Source organism: Bifidobacterium callitrichidarum, assembly GCF_003129905.1.
Lineage (GTDB): Bacteria > Actinomycetota > Actinomycetes > Actinomycetales > Bifidobacteriaceae > Bifidobacterium > Bifidobacterium callitrichidarum.
Genome location: NZ_QFFM01000021.1, coordinates 23,951 through 43,647, shown reverse-complemented (window position 1 = coordinate 43,647; position 19,697 = coordinate 23,951). Strand labels below are relative to the sequence as shown.

Annotated in this window: 14 protein-coding genes and 1 pseudogene; 3 read left to right on the top strand and 12 right to left on the bottom strand. The window is 64.7% G+C overall.

Annotated elements, in window-relative coordinates:
• Positions 1 to 221: 221 nt before the first annotated feature.
• The 3 genes and pseudogenes from DF196_RS09825 (at position 222) to DF196_RS14125 (ending at position 3,441) form a co-directional block, all read left to right on the top strand.
• Positions 222 to 977 (top strand): response regulator transcription factor, encoded by a 756-nt coding sequence (locus tag DF196_RS09825; RefSeq protein ID WP_158276311.1) that lies wholly within the window; start codon positions 222 to 224, stop codon positions 975 to 977.
• A gap of 3 nt (positions 978 to 980) precedes the next feature.
• The gene (locus tag DF196_RS09820; protein WP_109057651.1) at positions 981 to 2,513 is read left to right on the top strand and encodes a hypothetical protein; all 1,533 of its coding nucleotides are present in this window, start codon (positions 981 to 983) and stop codon (positions 2,511 to 2,513) included.
• Between the two features lie 84 nt (positions 2,514 to 2,597).
• A pseudogene (locus DF196_RS14125) lies at positions 2,598 to 3,441 on the top strand (gamma-glutamyl-gamma-aminobutyrate hydrolase family protein).
• 436 nt (positions 3,442 to 3,877) lie between these two features.
• Here the strand turns inward: DF196_RS14125 and araA are convergent.
• The 12 genes from araA to DF196_RS09755 form a co-directional block, all read right to left on the bottom strand.
• Entirely contained in the window at positions 3,878 to 5,395 is a 1,518-nt protein-coding gene (araA, locus tag DF196_RS09810) for an L-arabinose isomerase (protein WP_109057650.1), read from the bottom strand.
• A gap of 333 nt (positions 5,396 to 5,728) precedes the next feature.
• A complete protein-coding gene (locus DF196_RS09805; RefSeq protein WP_109057649.1) occupies positions 5,729 to 6,421 on the bottom strand; it encodes an L-ribulose-5-phosphate 4-epimerase in 693 nt (230 codons plus the stop codon).
• 158 nt (positions 6,422 to 6,579) lie between these two features.
• Complete coding sequence (locus tag DF196_RS09800) at positions 6,580 to 8,226, bottom strand: xylulokinase (RefSeq protein WP_109057648.1); 1,647 nt, start codon at positions 8,224 to 8,226, stop codon at positions 6,580 to 6,582.
• 198 nt (positions 8,227 to 8,424) lie between these two features.
• Positions 8,425 to 9,540 (bottom strand): LacI family DNA-binding transcriptional regulator, encoded by a 1,116-nt coding sequence (locus DF196_RS09795; RefSeq protein WP_109057647.1) that lies wholly within the window; start codon positions 9,538 to 9,540, stop codon positions 8,425 to 8,427.
• A 210-nt stretch (positions 9,541 to 9,750) separates the two neighbouring features.
• Positions 9,751 to 10,686, bottom strand: a complete 936-nt coding sequence (locus DF196_RS09790; RefSeq protein WP_109057661.1) for a ribonuclease HII — start codon at positions 10,684 to 10,686, stop codon at positions 9,751 to 9,753.
• Between the two features lie 28 nt (positions 10,687 to 10,714).
• A complete protein-coding gene (lepB, locus tag DF196_RS09785; RefSeq protein ID WP_421728480.1) occupies positions 10,715 to 11,485 on the bottom strand; it encodes a signal peptidase I in 771 nt (256 codons plus the stop codon).
• Between the two features lie 586 nt (positions 11,486 to 12,071).
• Positions 12,072 to 12,437: a 50S ribosomal protein L19 gene (gene rplS / locus DF196_RS09780; protein ID WP_109057646.1), complete on the bottom strand. Its 366-nt coding sequence runs from the start codon at positions 12,435 to 12,437 to the stop codon at positions 12,072 to 12,074.
• A 321-nt stretch (positions 12,438 to 12,758) separates the two neighbouring features.
• Positions 12,759 to 14,087, bottom strand: a complete 1,329-nt coding sequence (locus DF196_RS09775) for an ABC transporter substrate-binding protein (protein WP_109057645.1) — start codon at positions 14,085 to 14,087, stop codon at positions 12,759 to 12,761.
• A gap of 127 nt (positions 14,088 to 14,214) precedes the next feature.
• On the bottom strand, positions 14,215 to 16,347 hold the full coding sequence (locus DF196_RS09770; protein WP_109057644.1) for a glycoside hydrolase family 43 protein: 2,133 nt from the start codon (positions 16,345 to 16,347) through the stop codon (positions 14,215 to 14,217).
• Positions 16,348 to 16,357: 10 nt separating this feature from the next.
• On the bottom strand, positions 16,358 to 17,158 hold the full coding sequence (locus DF196_RS09765; protein WP_109057643.1) for a carbohydrate ABC transporter permease: 801 nt from the start codon (positions 17,156 to 17,158) through the stop codon (positions 16,358 to 16,360).
• Between the two features lie 19 nt (positions 17,159 to 17,177).
• Positions 17,178 to 18,173, bottom strand: coding sequence for a carbohydrate ABC transporter permease (locus tag DF196_RS09760; RefSeq protein ID WP_241519680.1), 996 nt, complete (start codon positions 18,171 to 18,173; stop codon positions 17,178 to 17,180).
• Positions 18,174 to 18,561: 388 nt separating this feature from the next.
• Positions 18,562 to 19,590 (bottom strand): LacI family DNA-binding transcriptional regulator, encoded by a 1,029-nt coding sequence (locus DF196_RS09755; protein ID WP_109057641.1) that lies wholly within the window; start codon positions 19,588 to 19,590, stop codon positions 18,562 to 18,564.
• Positions 19,591 to 19,697 lie beyond the last annotated feature (107 nt).

Sequence of the window (19,697 nt, the reverse complement as noted above, 5' to 3'; positions counted from 1 at the left end):
CGACGGTGAAGCCGGGTCCTGCCGGATCATGCCGGCCTAGTGGTAACGAAGCCTATCGGTTCGTCTGACACCATCGGGTGGATTGATGGTTCCAGACTATGGCCCGCCTTCCCAAGAAGCATAGCCGCTGACATGCGCCGCATGACATGGGTTGCGGCGCGGCGCGGCGAGCGCCATAGACTTGGGTTATGGAACAGAGGAACGGCCGCATCACCATCGCGATGGTGGACAACGACGCGATGGCCTTGATGGCGTTGCGTTCGCTGCTCGCCCGCGAGGGGTTCGCGATACTGTGGACCGCGCAATTGGGGGCGGCGGCGATCCAACGATGCATACGTGCGCAGGATCGGCCGGATGTGTTGCTGGTGGATATGGCGTTGACGGATATGACCGGCATCGATGTTTGCCGGGCTGTACGCCGCTGGGCGCCTGAGTTGTCGATGATCGGCATGACCGCCTATGACCCGGCCGTATACCGGGATGCAGCGCTTGATGCCGGTGCGACCGATGTCATCAGCAAAGACGACATCACGACCATCGCCGGAATCATCCGCCGTCTTGCCGTCCAACGTACTGCCGGCCTTTCGGCTGCCGGACTGCCGGTTGGCACACAGTCGGAGAGAACGCAATCGCCCGAAACATATGCTGCATCGTATTCAACAGCTGACCAACGCACCTCCGCCGACCTTCCGGATAATGGTCGTCCATTTACCGAAACCGCTGCGCAAGCCACCAGCCCGGAGCTCCGGACGACCCACGAACCGAACAGACAGCCGGCGCGATCGTTCGCATTGTCCGCACAGCAATCGGCCATCATGCGGCGATATGCCGACGGACGTTCCACCGAGGAGATTGCCTCCGAGCTCGGCATCTCGAAGGGCACGATCTTCTCGCAGGTGGCCCGCGTGCGGGAGAAACTGCATGCGCGCGACCGCGATGAGGCGGTGGCGCTGTGCCGCCGATACCTGAGGATGTGAGTCATGGGAGTCGTTAATCCGGCCGACATCGCAGCCGGCAAGAACACGGGCAAACGTTTGCTTTGGGATGCGCGCACTCGCCTGCTGCTGGCGTGTGCGGCGATTCCGGCGGCAATCGAGACCGCATATCTGTACGCGACTGGTGAGGCGAACGATGTCACGCTGCTGTTCGCGTTGCTCGCAATCGTGTGCAGTCTGCTCATGGCCCTGCTGCCAAGCGTTGGCGGCTGGGCGATCGTGGCGCTGTGGGCGGCGCGGTGCGTGGTGCCGCAGACTACGCCGTTTTCGATACTGTTCTGTCTCTTGATGGCCGTCACAATCATGACCTACCTACATGCCGGCATGGCATTGGCGGCGGCGGTGATTGCCGAGATGGCCACGGCGTCCCGAATATGGCTGTATCCGTGGGATTCGTCGGTGTTCACCATCGTGTGCGCCACGGCCGCGTTCCTGATGGTGGCGCTCTGGCTCGGATCGATGATGAGCTGGCGCGAACGGCAGGAAATCGAGGCACGGGAACGTGCGGAGCTGCTGCATGAGCTGGCCGATCAGGAATTGGCGACGCAACTGCATCATTCGGTGGCCAACGATCTGACCACGATCCTGCTGCTGGCCCGGCAATTGGAGTCGGATGCGGTACGACGTGAGACTCACGGCGAGACGGATGCGTCGGAGGGCATCGGCGTGCCGAACGGCGGGCAATCGGCTCCCATGCATGATTCTGGCCTGGAACGCGCCAATCCGATCGGACGCATCGATGAGGCCGAGACCATCTCCCTCATCGAACGGACCGCAACCGAATCGCTGGCCAAAATACGCACGCTGATTGCGGGATTGGACCATGCAGACGGCAGCCCGGTGACCACCGACTCGCATACCGGCATCCGGCCCGCACCTAAACCCGACCCCGGAATAGGTTCCGAGACAGCGCAGGGTGTCATGTACAACGGGATCGCTGCCCCTACGCCTGCCGTCGCTCCATCAGCGAATAGGCCGTCATGGCCCCGACGTGCCGGCACAGCGTCATCGTCTGTCCCACCGGCACGCATCGCCTCGCTTACGGCGGACGAATTGCGGGAGTTGGGCGAATCCGCCGACGCACGGCTGCACGCGAACGGGCTGGTCGGCGAGACCATCATCGGCGGCGCGGAATCCTCGACGTGCACGGATGAGCGCAAGGCCGCACTGCTGGATATCCTGCATGAAATCGTCGGCAACATGATGAAGTACGCCGATCCGGATGCCGGCTATTGCATCGCGGTCACGCTCGGCCCGGGATTGGCCACGGTGTCGGCGTCGAACGGCATCGGTTCCAATCGATGCGGACGAATCGGACAGTCGCTGCCGGATGGTTCTCCAGACGCCGGTTCGAAAGACAGCGTTGACGTTGCCGCATGTAATCCGTTGGCATCGGTGCTGACCGGCGGCACGGGAATCGCCCGATGCCGGCAGGCGGCGGAATCCGCGGGTGGCGAGTTCACCGCTTCCGCCGAGGAGGGCACGTGGACCTGCCTGCTCAAACTCCCCCTGATCTGACGGTTACATCGGTCCGGTACAGTGGCGACGTCGCTGTGAATCGACTGGAGGCCCGGTGCGGGCCGCCGGAATGGAGGTGCCACCATGACCGATAGACCGATGATCGCCGTGACGCCGTTGATGGATTACGGCCGGGACAGCCTGTGGATGCTGCCCGGTTACATGGATGCGGTGCTGCGGGCGGGCGGCACTCCGGTGATACTGCCGCTGACCGATGACGCGGATGTGGTGGAGGAATGCGCCGAACGGTTCGATGCATTCCTGTTCACGGGCGGGCCTGATGTGGGGCCGGGTGTGGGACCTGATGTGGGTTCCGGCGTCGAAGCTGGCGGGCGGCCCGATGCGGAAACCGATTCCCCATCCAACGGCAACCTCGCTCCCGCCTTGGCAATCGCCGCCGATACCGGTCGCAGCGAAGCGCTCAGTCCCGAACGAGACCGCATGGAATCGCTGCTGCTGCCGGCCGTGATGCAGCTGGACAAGCCGATTCTGGGTATTTGCCGCGGCATCCAGTTCATCAACCGATATCTGGGCGGCACGTTGTGGCAGGATCTGCCCAGCGCAGCATCCCAGCACGGTCGAGCATCATATGAATCCGCCGTACGATGCGTTCGGGCATTCGGTTTCTCTGGTTCCCGGCACACCGTTGGCCGCGCTATTCGCCGGGCGGTCGGAGATTGCGGTGAACAGCTACCATCATCAGGCCGTGAGGGAGCCGGCGGCGGGCCTGGAAGTGATGGCCACCGCATCCGATGGCGTGATCGAGGCGCTGTGGCGACCGGCGAGCCGTTTCCTGTGGGCCGTGCAGTGGCATCCTGAATTCCTGCACCGTGTGGATGTACGCTCGCAGGCCATTTTCGATGCATTCGTAGCCGCGGCCCGGGGCGAGTGGGCCTCTGAATTCGTATCGGAACGCTTGGGGCTATGAACCGATGCTGCTCAGCGATGTCAACAAGCCAGCTCTTGGCCTTTTGACGTCATTCATGACGATCTCAGCGACGGCAAAAGGCCAAGAACTCACCTCACGACATCAATGAAAAGCTTAACGACGCCATCCAGCCATCAATTGCCCGCCGACGTCATTGATGACGGTTGCAGCGACGGCGGAAAGCCAAGAACTGGCCCCACAACGTCAATGAGAAGCTCAGCGACGGCGTCCAACCATCAATTGGCCCGCCGACATCTGCAATCCGGGACTCAATGACGTCAGGAGGCCAGTCCTTGGTCCGATGACAACGGCAGGAGACTACCGGATTCAGCCCTCTTCCCGTTACAACGCAAAAGGACCGCCCGGTTTCCCGGAACGGCCCTTGCATGGCGATCAACGCATTGGATTATCCAACGCCGCAGATGCGTCCGATAAATCAGTGCTGGTTGTTGAGACGGTGGTACATCTCGGACAGCTCCAGCTCCTTCTCGAACTGGCGGGCGGTGGTGTTCTCGTCGATGACGGCGAGCTCAACACCGGCGATGCGGGCGAAGTCCTCCCAAGCCTCACGACCGACGGAGGTGGTCATGCAGGTGTGGTGGGAGCCGCCGGCGGTGATCCAGCACTGGACGGCGGTCTTCAGGGACGGCTGCGGCTTCCAAACGGCGCGGGCGCACGGCAGCTCCTTGAGGGAGCCCTGCGGCTCGACGACGTCCACGACGTCCATGAGCAAACGGAAGCGCTCGCGCTCGTCGGCCATGGAGACCACGACGGCGTCCTTCTTCGGGGCGCCGGAGAAGACCAGGCGCACCGGGTCGGCCTTGCCGCCGATGCCCAGCGGGTGGATCTCCAGCTTCGGCTTGGCGATGGTGCCGATGGCCGGGGAGACCTCGAGCATGTGGGAGCCCATGTCGAGCTCGTTGCCCTCGGTGAAGTTGTAGGAATAGTCCTCCATCAGAGAGGCGCCACCGGGCAGGCCGTAGCCCATCACGGCGCCGATGCGCACCAGGACGGCGGTCTTCCAGTCACCCTCGGCGGAGAAGCCCCAGCCGTACTCGGACGGGAAGCGCTGCGGGCCGACGCCCGGCAGCTGCGGCAGGGCACCGAGGTCCTCGAAGTTGTCGACGCCGGCGGTGCAGCCGTTGGCGCGCATCATGTTGACCATCGCGGCCTCTTCCTTGGCGGCGATGAACAGGGAGTCGTACTTGGCGTCCAGCAGGGCCGGGTCGACGTCGTACTTGGCCTTGTAGTCCTCGATGATCTCCTTGACCTGGTCGTCCTTGACGGCGTCGTACGCGGCGACGAGCTCGTTGACGGCCCAGGTGTTGATGGAGGCGCCGAACACGCGCTCGGCCTCGGTCTTGTCGCCCTCGGTGACGGCGACGTTACGCATGTTGTCGCCCCAGCGCATGACCTTCATGTTGTTGGAGGCGTCCCAGCCGGCGCAGGCGCGGGCCCAGGTGCCGACCTTCTCGGCGACTTCCGGATCGGTGTAGTGGCCGACGACGATCTTGCGCGGGATGCCGAGGCGGGAGACGATGTAACCGAACTCACGGTCGCCGTGGGCGGCCTGGTTCAGGTTCATGAAGTCCATGTCGATGGTCTCCCACGGAATCTCCTTGTGGTGCTGGGTGGCCAGCTGCAGCAGCGGCTTGGTCAGCACTTCGAGGCCGCGGATCCACATCTTGGCCGGGGAGAAGGTGTGGCACCAGGCGATGACGCCGATGACGTTCGGGTTGGCGGAGGCCTCGACCATGAACTGCTTGACGCCGTCGGAGGACTTCAGGGTGGGCTTGAGGACGATCTTGGCCGGGATCTTGCCGGTGGCGTTCAGGTAGTCGACCATTTCGGCGGAGTGAGCGGCGACCTGGCGCAGCGCTTCCTCACCGTACAGGTCCTGCGAGCCGACGCCGAACCAGATTTCCTTGCCCTCAAACGGGTTTTCCATTGCCATGATGGCTCCTTTGTTTACTTCGTTGTGTGGAGTGTTGTACATTTCGTGGCTGACCGAGGGCTCCCCTCAGTCAGCTTCGCTGCCAGCTCCCCTCAGAGAGGGGAGCCAGAGGAAAGGTCAGTGCTGACGGAGTCAGCGGTGATTTGATGCGTGCGGCCTCTAGGCGTGGAAGGCGAAGGAGTACGAAGGTACTTCGAGCCTTCCACAACGACGAGGACGCTCCATCAAATCAGTGCTGGAAGCACTGGGCCGGCGTGTGTCCGCAAAGCGCACCGAGGGAAGGCGTACGAAGGTACGTCGACCGAGGAGCAATGCCGCGGACACTCCGCCGGGTCAGTGCTGTCCGTAGACGTTCTGGTAGCGGTCGTTCAGCTTATCGATATCGGCCTGGTCGATCTCGATGATGTCGCCGAGCTGACGGGCGGCCCACATGGTGTGGGCGACTTCCTCGGTCATGGCGGCGGCCTTGACGGCGGCCTCGGCGTCCTTACCGATGGTGAACGGGCCGTGGTTCTGCATGAGGACGGCCGGGGACTTCGGGTACTTCTTCAGGGTCTCGACGACGCCCTTGCCGATGGCCTCGGAGCCGATGAGACGGAACGGGCCGACCGGCACCGGGCCGCCGAACTCGTCGCCCATCATGGTCAGGCCGCAGGGGATGTTCTGACCGGTGGCGGCCCAGGCGGTGGCGTAGGTGGAGTGGGTGTGGACCACGCCGTAGACGTCGGGCATGTTGCGGTAGATGTAGGCGTGGGAGGCGGTGTCGGAGGACGGGGCCTCGGCGCCGTCGACCACGTTGCCGTCCAGGTCGCACACGACCATGCTGGACGGGGTCAGGTACTCGTAGCGCAGGCCGGAGGGCTTGATGACCATGAGGTCGGCGGTGTGCAGGCGCTGGGAGACGTTGCCGGCGGTCCACACAACCAGGTTCCACTTGATGAGCTGCTCGTGCAGGGATGCGACGACCTCGCGCACCTGCTTGACCTCGGCACGGACCTCGGGACCGTAATCAGCCAGAGTTGCCATTGTTGGTTTCCTTTCCACTGAAATGGATGGACGTTTGCTAAATCTTGTGTTATCGATGATGGCCAAACCGGTGGGTAGTCAGACAGCAACCTGTCCGGCTACCCCTCAGTCCGCCTTCGGCGGCCAGCTCCCCTGACAAGGGGAGCCAAGCCATACGGTCACTTGTCTTCGAGATCGATGGACTCGATGGCGGTGTGTTCGATGGGCAGGCCCTTGGTGAAGCGGGCGAAGAAGTCCTCGAAGCCGATCACGTCGGAGGCGATTGGGCTTTCGGTGGTGGACTTGGCGTCCTTGAACACGCAGCCGTCAAGGTAGTCGGCCAGGTTGGTGTGGTCCTCGTTGGTGTTCCACAGGTAGTTGGCGAGCACGGCCATACCCCAGGCGCCACCCTCGGCGGCGGTGGACATGACCTTGATCGGGGTGTTGAAGGCGGCGGCCAGGATGCTCTGGGCGACCTTCGGGGTGGTGAAGATGCCGCCGTGGCCCACCAGGGAGTCCACCTGGACGTGCTCCTGCTTGGTCATGACGTCCATGCCGATCTTGACCGGGGAGAACGCGGAGAACAGCTGGGCGCGCATGAAGTTACCGAGGGTCATGTTGGCCTCGGGGCTGCGGGCGAACAGCGGACGGCCTTCGGGCAGGCCGGCCAGGAACTCGCCGGAGCGGAACGGGTAGTTCAGCAGACCGCCGCAGTTGGAGTCCACATCGTCGGCGATGGCCGCACGGAACAGGGTGCCGTACAGCGTGCCGGCGTCCACCGGGGTGCCGAGCGCCTTGGCGAACTGGCCGAACAGGCCCACCCAGGCGTTGAGGTCGGAGGTGAAGTTGTTGGCGTGGCTCATGCCGGCCAGATCGCCGGCCGGGGTGGTGACGAGGTCCACTTCGGGGTGGAGGGCCTTGAGCTTGTGCTCCAGGACCACCATGGCGAAGATGGAGGTGCCGGCGGAGACGTTGCCGGTGCGCACGCGCACGGAGTTGGTGGCCACCATGCCGGTGCCGGCGTCGCCCTCAGGCGGGGCGAGCACGATGCCGGGCTCCAGGGTGCCGGACGGGTCGAGGAGCTTGGCGCCTTCCTCGGTGAGCTCGCCGGCCGGGGTTCCGGCCACGAGCGGGGTGGGCAGCAGGTTCTCGAGCTTCCACGGCTGGGCGGCCACTTCGGGCAGGGCATCGAACTTCTCGATGAACTCGGCCTCGTAGGTGTGGGTGGTCGGATCGATCGGGAACATGCCGGAGGCGTCACCCACGCCGAGCACCCTCCTGCCGGTGAGCTTCCAGTGCACGTAGCCGGCCAACGTGGTGAAGTAGGCGACCTTGGAGACGTGCTCCTCCTTGTTGAGCACGGCCTGGTACAGGTGGGCGATGGACCAACGCTCCGGGATGTTGTACTGGAACAGCTCGGAAAGCTTCTGGTGGGCCTCGGAGGTGTTGGTGTTCTGCCAGGTGCGGAACGGCACGAGCAGTTCGCCGTTCTCGTCGAAGGCGAGGTAGCCGTGCATCATGGCGGAGAAGCCGATGTGGCCGATGTGCGTGAGCTTCTCGCCGTAGGCGGTCTCCACGTCGTTGGCCATGGAGGCGTAGGCATGCTGCAGGCCGCCCCAGATCTCCTCGGTGGAGTAGCTCCACAGGCCGTTCTCCAGGTGGGAAGCCCAGCTGTAGTCGCCGGAGGCGATGGTGCGGAAGTCGTCGTCGATGAGGACGGCCTTGATACGGGTGGAGCCGAATTCGATGCCCAGCGTGGTCTTGCCCGCGCGGATCTTCTCGGCAATGGTGGCGACCTGTTCGGCCGCGTTGTCGATTGCTGCCATATCTATCCTTGTCTTTGAAAACGCCTGGGCGCGAACCCCCTCTTTGGGGTGGCTGTTAGCGCTCACAATTTCCAGAAATCATTGTACAGATAACCCGTATTCGACACAACTTATACCGTGTCCCAAAAGATAACGGTTAGATAACAACCGCCGAATCGCAATGCTTTCGGGCTGCCTTTCCGGGCGTGGCGCGCGCTTTCAGCGGCGTGGCGCGGGGCCCAGCGAGCGGCGTGCCATCACCTGCGTGGGGATCAGGCCCACCCCGTGCTGACTGGCGAGGAACGCGGGCTCGCCGCTCTCCCCCAGCAGGCGCAGCGTCTCGCGCATCGCGGCCACGCCCAGCCCCTCGAAGTCGGGACGGACGGTGGTCAGCGGCGGGTACATGTTGTCCATGCCGGACATGTCGTCGAAGCCCACCACGCTCATGTCCTGAGGGATGCGCAGGCCGTGCTCGTGCAGGGCGCGGCAGATGCCCATGGCCTGGCTGTCGTTGGCGGCCACGGCCACGGTGGGCAGCGCGGCGCCGCGACGGCCGTACTCATCCAGCAGGTGGTTCATGTGCGCGTACGCCTCGTCCGCATCCCAGCTGTGGCAGCGCACGATCTGCGAGTCGATGGACTTGGCCGCGGCCATCTTGCGCCAGGAGTCGAGACGGGTGTGGGCGTCGCGCCATTCGTTGGGTCCGGCAAAGTACAGGGCCGACTTGTGGCCGTATTCGGCGAGCAGGCCCACCACCTTGGCCATGGCGCCCCACTGGTCGATGCCCACCAGCGCGGTGCTGCGGCGGCCATCCGCGGTGAGCAGGCTCAGCCCCTCGCGCACGGTCATCTGGCCGTGGGTGGAGGTCACGATCACGCGCGGCTGGGTCACCTTGGCCCGGCAGGCGGCGGCGAACATCACATCCGTGGGGGTCAGGAAGATGAAGGCGTCCACGTTCTGTTCGTTGAACGTGTCGCACAGGTTGTCGAAGTCGGCCTGGGTGCACAGCGCCTCGTGGACCATCATCACGCTCATGAACAGGCCATGGTCGCGGGCCATGGATTCGATGGAGGTGATGGCGGAGATCGGGCCGAAGAACTTGAGGCCGCCGGCGATCAGGCCGATGGTGCGCGAACGGCGGGAGGCCAGCGCGCGCGCCGAATTGGACGGGCGATAGCCGAGCTGGTCGATGGCGGCCTGCACACGGGCGCGGGTGGCGTCGGAGACGTCCGGCGAATTGTTGATCACACGGGAGACGGTCTGGTGGCTGACCCCGGCGAGTTTGGCCACCTCGAACATGGACGGACGTTTGCCTGGCTTGCGGCTGGTTACCATAGAACTTCCCGAACCTTCCCGCTGGCGGGTCTGCGATCGTTGCGGACCCGGCTGATATATGTCTCCTCTGACTTTAGCGCGTTCCGGCCGGTTCCGCGTTAGCGCTCACATCGTCGTGTCGCGGCGCGGGAAGGGGCGTTTGGTCCGGCCCGCATGTCCGGTTCTGGTCGGGCGGATCGGATCGGAAGCGACCGGATGGCCGGGGAAACGTCAGGTGAGATGCCAGGAGACGCGATGCAGTGCGGTAGGCCCATGCTCGGCGATGGCGGCACGGTGGGCCGCGGAACCGTAACCCTTATTGTGGGCCCATTCGTACGGCGCGTACTTCGGGTCCGACTGCGCGAGGTCCACCATGAGCCGGTCTCGGGTCACTTTGGCGATGACCGCCGCGCTGGCCACGGTGGCACAGCTGCGGTCTCCCTTGACTTTGGTGGTGACGACGGCGGGGATGGGCACGTCCGGGGCGTCGAAGGTACCGAGTGCCTTGGTGATGTAGTCGCTGGGGCCGTCGAGGATGGCGCCGACGCGGATTGGACGGGTGGGAGCGGAGGCTGTTGCGGACGCGGTTACGGTGGTTCGGGGGCTCCCCTCAGTCAGCTCCGCTGACAGCTCCCCTCGGAGAGGGGAGCCAAAGTTATTTGCCGCAGTACCGCACTGGGAACCGTCGAGTCCGAGCTGGCGTTCGACGTCGGCGAGGGCGCGCAGAGCGGCGATGCCGAGGGCGTAGGTGATGCCCCAGTCGTCGATTTCGGTGTTGCTGGCCTGCCCCACGGCCCAGGCGGCGCACCAGTCGCACAGCTCGTCGTAGATGGCCTCGCGGCGGTGTTCGGTGAGAAGCTTGGAATCGGCCACGCCGTCCGGGACGGTCAGGAATTGTGACTTCGGCACGTCGGCATCATTGCAGGCTTCGCCGTATATCACCCCGGCGGCCGTCCGGTCAGTATCACTCAGGGCTTCGTCGGATTCCCCTTCGGCGGCCGCCCGATCGGTATCGTTCAACGGTTCCAAGTCGCGGGCCCAGATGGCGGCGCAGCCGACCATCACCGGGCCGGCGAGCGCGCCGCGGCCCACCTCGTCGAATCCCACGATGAGGTCGTAGCCCTGAGCGGCCAGTTCACGCTCCAGTTCCAGCGTCGGTGTGATTATCGCCATGATTCTCCCCAGTTGTCCCGCACTACTTGGCGGAGGCGTCCGGGACGTCGGCGAAGACCTCGTGATGGGAGTCGATGCCGGCGATGCGGTTCAGCGGCCAGTAACGCACGAATGCGGTGCCGACCACGTCTGAGATGGGCACCAGACCATGGTCCGCATCGTCCTGGTGGTAGCGGGAATCGGCGGAATTGGCGCGGTTGTCGCCCATGACGAACACGTGCCCCTCGGTCACGGTCACGGAGAACGGGAAGGAGCTCGGATCCACGCCGGGACGGATGTAGGAGGTCTCGTTGATGGCCACGCCGTTGATGGTGATCGGCTGGCCGGCGCCCTTGCATTCCACCACGTCGCCGGGCATGCCGATGAGTCGCTTGATGAGGTAGCCGCCGCCGATGCCGCTGCTCTGTTCCGCGCTCAGCCAGTTGTTGGGGTCCTTGAAGACGACCACGTCGCCGCGCTGCAGGCCCGAGATCTTGGTCGTGATCTTGCTGGCCACCACGCGGTCGCCGGGCACCACGGTGTCCATCATGGAGCGGGAGGGGATCTCGTAGAAGCCGACCAGGAACAGTCGGATGAGCAGCACGATGAGCACGGGCACGCCGCACCACAGGAAGAAGTCACGCAGGGTGAACCGGTCGTCGGCGGACTTGGCGGCCGCATGGGCCTTGCGCCCCCTGCCGCCTGCCGCAGCGGTGCCGGTATCCGCACGGGAGCCGTCGTCCGCGAGTTCGGCGGCGATCGCCACGCTCGGGGCGGGCGGCACCGGCGAGGAGTCCACGCCGTGATCGGCCACCTGGAAGGTGCGGGCGTCGCGGGCCGCGGCGTCGGCGGCGGATTCGGTTTCGACGGCGGCGTAGGGCTGCGAGGCGTTCCCCGGCGTCGCATCGAAGGAAGCATCATCGGGATTTCCGGAACCGGCGTCTTCCGCCGCATCGGCATCGCGGAAGTCGGCCGAGACGATCATGCCATCGTTGGCGGCGGTGCCAGCGGACGCGGCCAACCCGCTGCCGGAATCTGCGGCGTCATCGGCATCGCGGAAGTCAGCGGACACGATCATGCCGGAATCGGCCGCCGGACCGGCAACGTTCGCATCGGACAGGCCGGGAACGGACTGCGGCATCCGGGATTCATCGGACCGAGGCCGCTCCCCCGCCGAATCCACGGGTGCCACGGGTGCCACGGAAGCCGGGAATACGCCGTTGTCCTGATCGTCCTGCATGCCATCTCCTTGAGTTCCAACCGATGCGCATACCGCGGCGGTGCCGCCGGTGCGCGTCCATCATACGCGGGTTCTACGAAAACAGCCCGGAGCCAAAACGGTTCCGGGCTGAATTTCACGGTTTATTCGCGTGGGTCACGCGGCCAACCGGTAGACGAACTCACTTGGCGGAGTTGTCGCGGCGCTCGACGATGCGGGCGGCCTTACCGCGCAGGGCGCGCAGGTAGTACAGCTTGGCGCGGCGCACACGGCCCTTGCGCACGAGCTTGATGGAGTCGATGGACGGGGAGTGCACCGGGAAGCGGCGCTCCACACCGGTGCCGAAGCTGATCTTGCGGACCACGAAGGTCTCGCGCACGCCAGCACCGTGACGGGCGATCACCACGCCGGTGAAGGTCTGGATACGGGAGTTGTTGCCTTCCTTGATCTTCACGTTCACGTCGACGGTGTCGCCGGGACGGAAGGCCGGGATCTCCTCGGCCGGCTTGAGGTGCTTGGCGTCAAAAGCCTCAATAGCGTTAACCATTGTTGTTCCTTCAGTGCTGCCGCATATCAGCCCCAGGTTTGGGATCGCACGCCCGTGTTGTTGCGTTGCCGGGGCGCGATCGCTCACGTGTATCCCTTGGGTTTGCCCTTGGGAAGCCTGTCAATCCGCCGAAAGTCGGGCCTTGCGTTCGTCTTGCGACTCGCGCGGCCGTTCGGACTGGACCCGTGGAGAAGCCGGCTTATGCGGCGGCCTGCCTCTCGACACAGCAATCGATAAGTGTACGGCAGATTATGGACACGAAAGGGCCGGCTGACGCGCCTGCCAGCCGGCCCTCAATGGATGCGGATCGGACCGCCGTGACTACCGTTCGATGGATTCGTTGACCTGCTCGATCGCCTTCAGCGCGGATTCGACGGTGGCGTCGCCGGTGTAGATGTTCTGCATCTGCACGCCGATCTCGTCGTTGAGCTCCTGGGAGGTGAGCTTGCGCTGGAGCTTGGACGAGGCCTGGCCCTTGGTCACCAGGTCGATGCTGGCCTTGGCGGATTCGGTGGCGTCGGACGGCACCTCGACCTTCATGTCCTTGTCGACCGGGGCGCCCTGCAGCGTGTTGATCCACTCCTGCTGGCCCTCGCCGGTGGTCATGAACTCGATGAACTTCATGGCGGCCTCCTGCTTCTTGGAGTCCTTGTTCACCGCCAGGCCGAAGTCCACGCCGGTGGTCGGACCGGTTGCATTGTCGCCCACGGTCGGGAACTCCATCATGCCCAGCTCGTCCTTCTCGACGGCCGTGCCCTTGGTCTCATCGTTCGGCAGCACGGCGGAGACATGCCAGGAGCCGGTCGGGAAGAACGCGGTCTTGCGGGCGTAGAAGTAGTTGTCGCGGGCGTCCGGGTAGGTGGCGGTGCCCACGGCGCCGTCCTGGAACAGGCCGTCGTCGATCATCTGCTTCCAGGCCTTCATGGTCTTGACGAAGGTCTCGTCGGTGAACTTGGCCTTGCCTTCGGCGGCCTTGTACACGTCGCCCTCGCCGTACTGGTTGGACAGCCACACGAAGATGTCGTCCAGATGCCAGCCGTCCTTGGCGCCGAGGGCCAGCGGCATCAGGCCCTTGGAGACGAGGGTCTTGTTGGCCTCGACCAGCTCGTCGTAGGTGGTGGGCACCTTGACGCCGTTCTCGTCCAGCAGGGTCTTGTTGTACAGGATGTATTCGGAGCCGGAGGTGATGGTCGGCATGGCCACCATCTTGCCGTCCGAGTTGGTGGTCTGCTCCACGGCGCCCTCGGCCACCTTGGAGTCCCAGCCGGGCATGTACTTGTCCGCCAGGTCCTTCATGTCCTCGGCGAAGCGGCCGTACTGCTCCACGGTGGAGCCGGCCTGCACGCCGAACACGTCCGGACCCTCGCCGCCGGCCATCGAGGTCTGCAGCTTCTTCTGGTAGTCGGCCATCTCGGAGGTGCGCCACCAGTCGATCTTGATGTTCGGGTACTTCTTCTCGAAGGCCGCGTAGATGGTCTTCCACTGGGCGTCGGTGGGCTGCCAGGTCCAGAAGGTCAGGGTGACCGGGTTGTCCGCGGTGCCCAGGCCCTCGTCGGAGCCGCCGCCCGAGCTGGAACCGCAACCGGCCAGCAGGCCGACGGACATGGCCAGCGCGCCTACGGCGGCAACCGTCTTCTTCATATTGAACATGATGGTTCTCCTTGTTTCTCTTGTGTTTTCACACCGTTGTGGAAAGCGGGGTTGATGGTGATTGGTTGATTTGGACGGGACATTGGACGGGACATCGGACAGGACGGAAGAGGAAGGACTTTGCCAGTCACGCTCCTTTCCGTTCGTCGGATACGAGCGATGTCCTCGTGTATCCGGTCAGGGAGGTGCGGTCGAGGGTGATGCGGACGTGGGCGTCCGGGCCGTCCAGCGGCATCTGCCAGCTGCGGCCGCGCACGTGGATGCGCAGCGTGCCGTCGAGCGCTTCGATGCGGACGGTGAGCGCCGCACGGCCAAGCCGGTCGCGCCGGACGGGCCCGCCGATCTCGCGCAGACGCACCGGCCGGGCCGTTCCGTCCAGCGTCTCGCCATCGTGCATGAGCACGGCGCCGCCCGCGGTGATGGACAGCCGGTAGTCGTCCACGGCGATGAGCGTCTGGCCGCGGTCAGTGTCGGAGGCGAAGTCCAGCACGAACCGGTTGCCGTCGAGCGGCGTGTCGAGGGTGATGGTGGCGGGCCGCACACCGTGCGGTCGCACGCCATCGCCGATGACCAGACGTTCGTCGGTCCGGACCTCGCGGCCGAAGTCGCGTAGCCGCGCGCCCCACAGATCCACATGTTCGGTGGCCACGTATGCGCTGAACGCGGCGGCGGTGCGGCGGGCGAACAGTCCCGTGCGGCCGGGGACGTCGCTGATGGTGCAGGAGGCGAAGGACCGTCCGTCGATGGTCACGTTCAGGCGGCAGTAGCGGCGTTCGATGCGGTATTCGTGCCAGGCGTTGAGGTCGAGGCCGTCGAATCCGCGGCGAATCACACGTTCGGAGGCCACGCCGCCGATCACGTCGATGACGGCGATCAGGCCGCGACCGGCGTCGATTTCGACCTTGGTGAGGTTCCGGTCGTCCGTGTACCGCACCATGATGCCGAAGCACGCGCCCAGCGGCGTCACGGGGGCCTTGGCCCAGACGTCCACCACCTGCGTGGCGGAAGGGGTGCCGGCCACGGCGATGAAGGTGCCGGTCTCGTCGGCGACGAGCGCGGCGTCGGCGAGCGCTGCCGTTCCACCATCCGATTCCGGCGCGGTCGCGGCGTGTGCGGCGCCGGACACCACGGTCCATGCGGGGCCCAGTCCATGCGCGAAGTCGTCGTGCACGGTGCCGGCGAGCGGCGCGTCCTGGGCGTCGGCGGTGGGGCCGGGTGTATCCAGCCCGCCTTCGGCGTAGTAGAGCGGGTCGATGCGCATCACACGCTGTTCGGTGCCCACATACAGTTCGTCGGCGGCGTTGCGGCCGTGGTAGACAATCCAGTCGTCGATGGCGTTGGGCGCGCGGACGATGGAGTTGTGGCCAGTGCCTTCCACCTGCGGGCTGCGGATGAGCAGCGGGTCGAAGCTGGTGCCGTTGAGCTGCTTGGCCCACTCGAGCGTGTCGATGTGCGCGTCGGCCGGGTCGGCGGGCAGCGGTGCGGCCGAGTAGCCCACGAAGTAGTCCTCGTGCTCGTAGGCGTTGGCGGAGTAGGTGATGAAGGCGCGGTCGCGGTAGGTGAAGTAGGTGGCGCCTTCCACGGTGTGCCAGTCGCGGCCGTCGCCGAAGCGGTTGCGGGCGAAGATCTCCTCGTCCATCGTGGGCACGATGAGCGGGCGGGGCCTGCCTTCGCGGGCGAACGGGGTGGCGAGGCGGTCGATCATCACCGAGGTGCCGGGGCGGTCCTCGGACAGGCCGGTGACCTGGTTGTCGGCGTAGAGCAGGTAGAGCCTGCCGTCGTCACCCCAGACCACCTGGGAGTCGATGGCGAAGGTGCCGAACAGCTCCGCGCGCTTGGCGAACGGGCCGAGCGGGTCCTCGCTGGTGGCCACGCGCATGATCTCGGTGTGGGTGTCCGTCTCATCCTCCGGCATGTTCGAGAAGTACATGTGGAACACGCCGTTGATGAGGATCACGGAGGGGGCCCAGAAGTTCCTGCGGCCGGCTTCGGTGTAGCAGTAGCCGTGCGAGGTCCAATGGACGAGGTCCGGCGAGGTGGAGACGAGGATGCCGTGCTCGTCGGTGGCGTAGCAGTAGTAGAGGCTGCGGTAGCGCAGGACGAACGGGTCCGGTGCGGTGTGGGACTTGCCGTCCGCGTACGGGACGGGGTTCACGTACGTGCGGGAGGTGAGCGGGACGATGGTGCCGGATGCGGGCGGGTCGGGCACAACCGTGGCGGCCGCGGTGCCCGGCTTGGGATTGGCTGTGATTGCTGTCATCTCACTCACCTCAGCTCTTGACGGCGCCGGCGGTGATGCCGGACTGCAGCCACTTTTGGCTGATCAGGTAGACGATGATGGACGGGATGGTCATGAGGATCAGGGCCGCGTATTCCTGGGCCACCATCTCCGGGGTCTGGCTGCGGGTCTCCATGAAGTAGGTGGAGGCCAGCGTGACCGTGTACTTCGATTCGTCGCGGATGAGCAGCAGCGGGATCAGGTATTCGTTCCAGGAGTAGACGAAGGTGAGCACGCCGGTGGTGGCGATCATCGGGGTGGAGATCGGCATGAGGATGCGCAGGTAGATGCGCCAGGTGGAGCAGCCGTCCACGCGGGCCGCCTCGATGATCTCGTTGGGGATGCCATCGAAGTAGTTGCGCCACAGCAGCAGCATCTGCAGAGCGTTGAACGCCACGAGCGGGATGATCATGCCGAGGTAGGTGTTGGTCAGGCCGAAGGTCTTGATGGTGAAGAACAGCGGCATGGTCACGGAGGCGATAGGCACGGCCATGCAGGCGAGCATCGCCACGTAGATGACGTTCTGGCCGGCGAATTTCATCTTGGAGAAGGCGAAGCCCGCGAGCGAGGTGATGAACACCACCACGACTGCCGTGACCAGGGCGATGAACAGCGAGTTGAACACCACGCGGAAGTAGTGCACGTCCGGGTTGGTGATCACCGACTGGTAGCTGGAGAAGCCGCCCACCTGCAGGGACTTGGTGATGGCCGTGACGATGGGGAACAGCCAGATGATCAGGAAGAAGAACAGGACCACGTACATGATCACCGTAGTGCTGGTTTTGCGCTTCACGATGCGTTCCTTTCCGTTCCTACCGGTTGGCCCGGTTGTTGACGATGACCTGGACGATGGAGAGGATCACGGCGATGATGAGCACCATCACGCCGATGGCCGCGGACAGACCGCCGTTGAACTGCTGCACGCCGGCCTTGTACAGGTAGGTGTTCAGGAATTCGGTGGAGCGGCCGGGGCCGCCGCCGGTGGTCTGGATGACGATGTCGAAGGTCTTGAGCGAGCCGACGATGCCGAGCAGGATGAGCGTGTTGGTGGTGCCGGACAGGTTCGGGATGGTGATGCGGAAGAGGGTGTTCCAGAACCCGCAGCCGTCGATCTTGGCCGCCTCGTAGATGTCCTCCGAAATGGACATGAGACCGGCGTAGTAGATGATCATCGAGAAGCCCATCCATTCGAAGATGTTGATGGCGCAGATGGAGTAGAGCGCGATCTTCGGGTCGCCGAGCCAGCTTTGGGCCAGGAAATCGAGGTGCAGGAACCGCAGGGCCTCGTTGATGGCACCGACGTTCGGATCCATGATGATGCGGAAGATGGCCGCGATGATGACCGGGGCCATGGCGATGGGCATGAAGAAGATCGCCTTGAAGACGTTCGAGCCGCGCAGCCGCTCCTTGAGGATCACCGCGAGCAGGAGGCCGAGGCCGGCCTGGATGACCACGGTGACTACCATGAAGATGATGTTGTTCTTCAGGGCGGTCCAGAACACCGAACCCGGGGTGAGCAGTTTGGCGTAGTTCCTGAGGCCGATGAAGTCCATCTCGTCGGAGATGCCGTCCCAGTCGGTGAACGAGGTGGCCACGGTGAATCCGATGCAGTAGTAGATGAAGATACCGGAAAGAATGACCAGCGGCGCGATGAACAGGTACGGGCGCAGCTTGCTCTGCCATGAGTTCATGGATTCGCCGGGCTTCGAGACGCGGGTGCGACGCCGTTGCGCCGCTTCCGACGCCGCTCCCCCGCGGCCTATTGCCGTTTTCTTCCCTACGGAAACGCCGTCTGCGCTTGCCGTCATGGTGACCTCCCTTGGTTCTCCCACAGGTTCGTGAAACGTTTCAGAAATAACGCACGAAAAACACGGAGCCCCGACGCATCGGAGTGTGCTGGATGCTTTTCGGTATGTTGTTTCGTCATTGCCGGCGCCACTGCGCGTCGGTTTTCTAGAACGTTTCAGATTTTGTTGTTGGTCATAATTCTATAACGATTCAGAAGTTTGTCAATTTGTTATCAATACGTATGGGAGGACACCGTGCAACCCATTGGAATCATTGGCGACACGCCGTATCCACCCATCGGGGAGCACTGCCGCTCGCACGAGTACGGCAAGCGTGGCGGCCAGTAAGCCTGTGAGCCTGCGCCATTCGGCCATACAGGCGCACGGCCTTCTTCCGCCCTCCTACGGCTCACACCTGCGGCGAGGAGGCACGGTACTTGAGCTGGAAGGCCACGTCTATCCGGCTCTGCGGCGCGCGCGCCCCATCGTCCAGCTGCTTCAGAATCGATTCGATGGCCAATTTGGCCACCTGCGCACGGTCCGGGTCCACGGTGGTCATCGAGGGAATCGTATACTTCGCCTCGTCGATGTCATCGAAACCGACCACACGCACGCTTTCCGGCACACGCACGCGCATCTCCCGCAACTGACTGATCACGCCCATGGCCAGCAGGTCGTTCAGGGCGAAGATGCCGTCCGGGCGGATGCCCTGCGCGTACATGTCGCGCACGGCCTTCGCGCCCTCGGCACTGGTCCATTCGCCGATCTCACGGACGAGTTCGGGCCGCACCGGCAGGCCACGGTCGGCGAGGGCGGCCGCATAGCCCTTGGTGCGCATCGAACGGGATGACGGCAGCGAGGCGTCCAACGTGCCGCCGACCACGGCGATGGTGCGGCAGCCGGCTTTCAGCAGATGCTCGGTGACGGCCTGCGCGGCGGATTCGTTGGCGATCATCACGTGCGGGGCCGGGGCGCCGAAGAGACGTTCGCCCAGGACCACCAGCGGATAGTCGCCCTCAAGTTCGTGGACGTCCTCGGCCCTGAGCTGCGTGGGACTCAGGATCAGGCCGTCGGTCATGTTGCTGGCCATGGCGCGGGCGCTGTCGATCTCGCGCTGACGGTCGTTACCGGTCGATTCGATGATCACCCGGTAGCCGTATTCGCGGGCCTGCTTGATGGTCTCCTCGGCGAGTTCGGCGAAGTAGATCTGGTTCAGATCAGGCAGGGACAGGGAGATGAGGCCCGTGCGGCCGGAACGCAGGTTGCGGGCCTGTTGGTTGGTCACGTAGCCCAGTTCGTCGATGGCCTTTTGGATGCGTTCGCGCGTGGCGGGCTTCATGTACGGGTAGTCGTTGAGGTAGTTCGAGACCGATGCCACCGAAACGCCTGCGCGCTTCGCCACATCATGAAGCGTCGGCTTGCGTGAGCCCGCGGCCATTGGTCTCTCCCCTCGTTTGCCGGTCATTGCGGTTCGCATCGATGTATACCAGATGCCCCGCGACCAGCGGCCGGACCGGCATTCCGGGCAGGCGTTCCGCGCCGTCG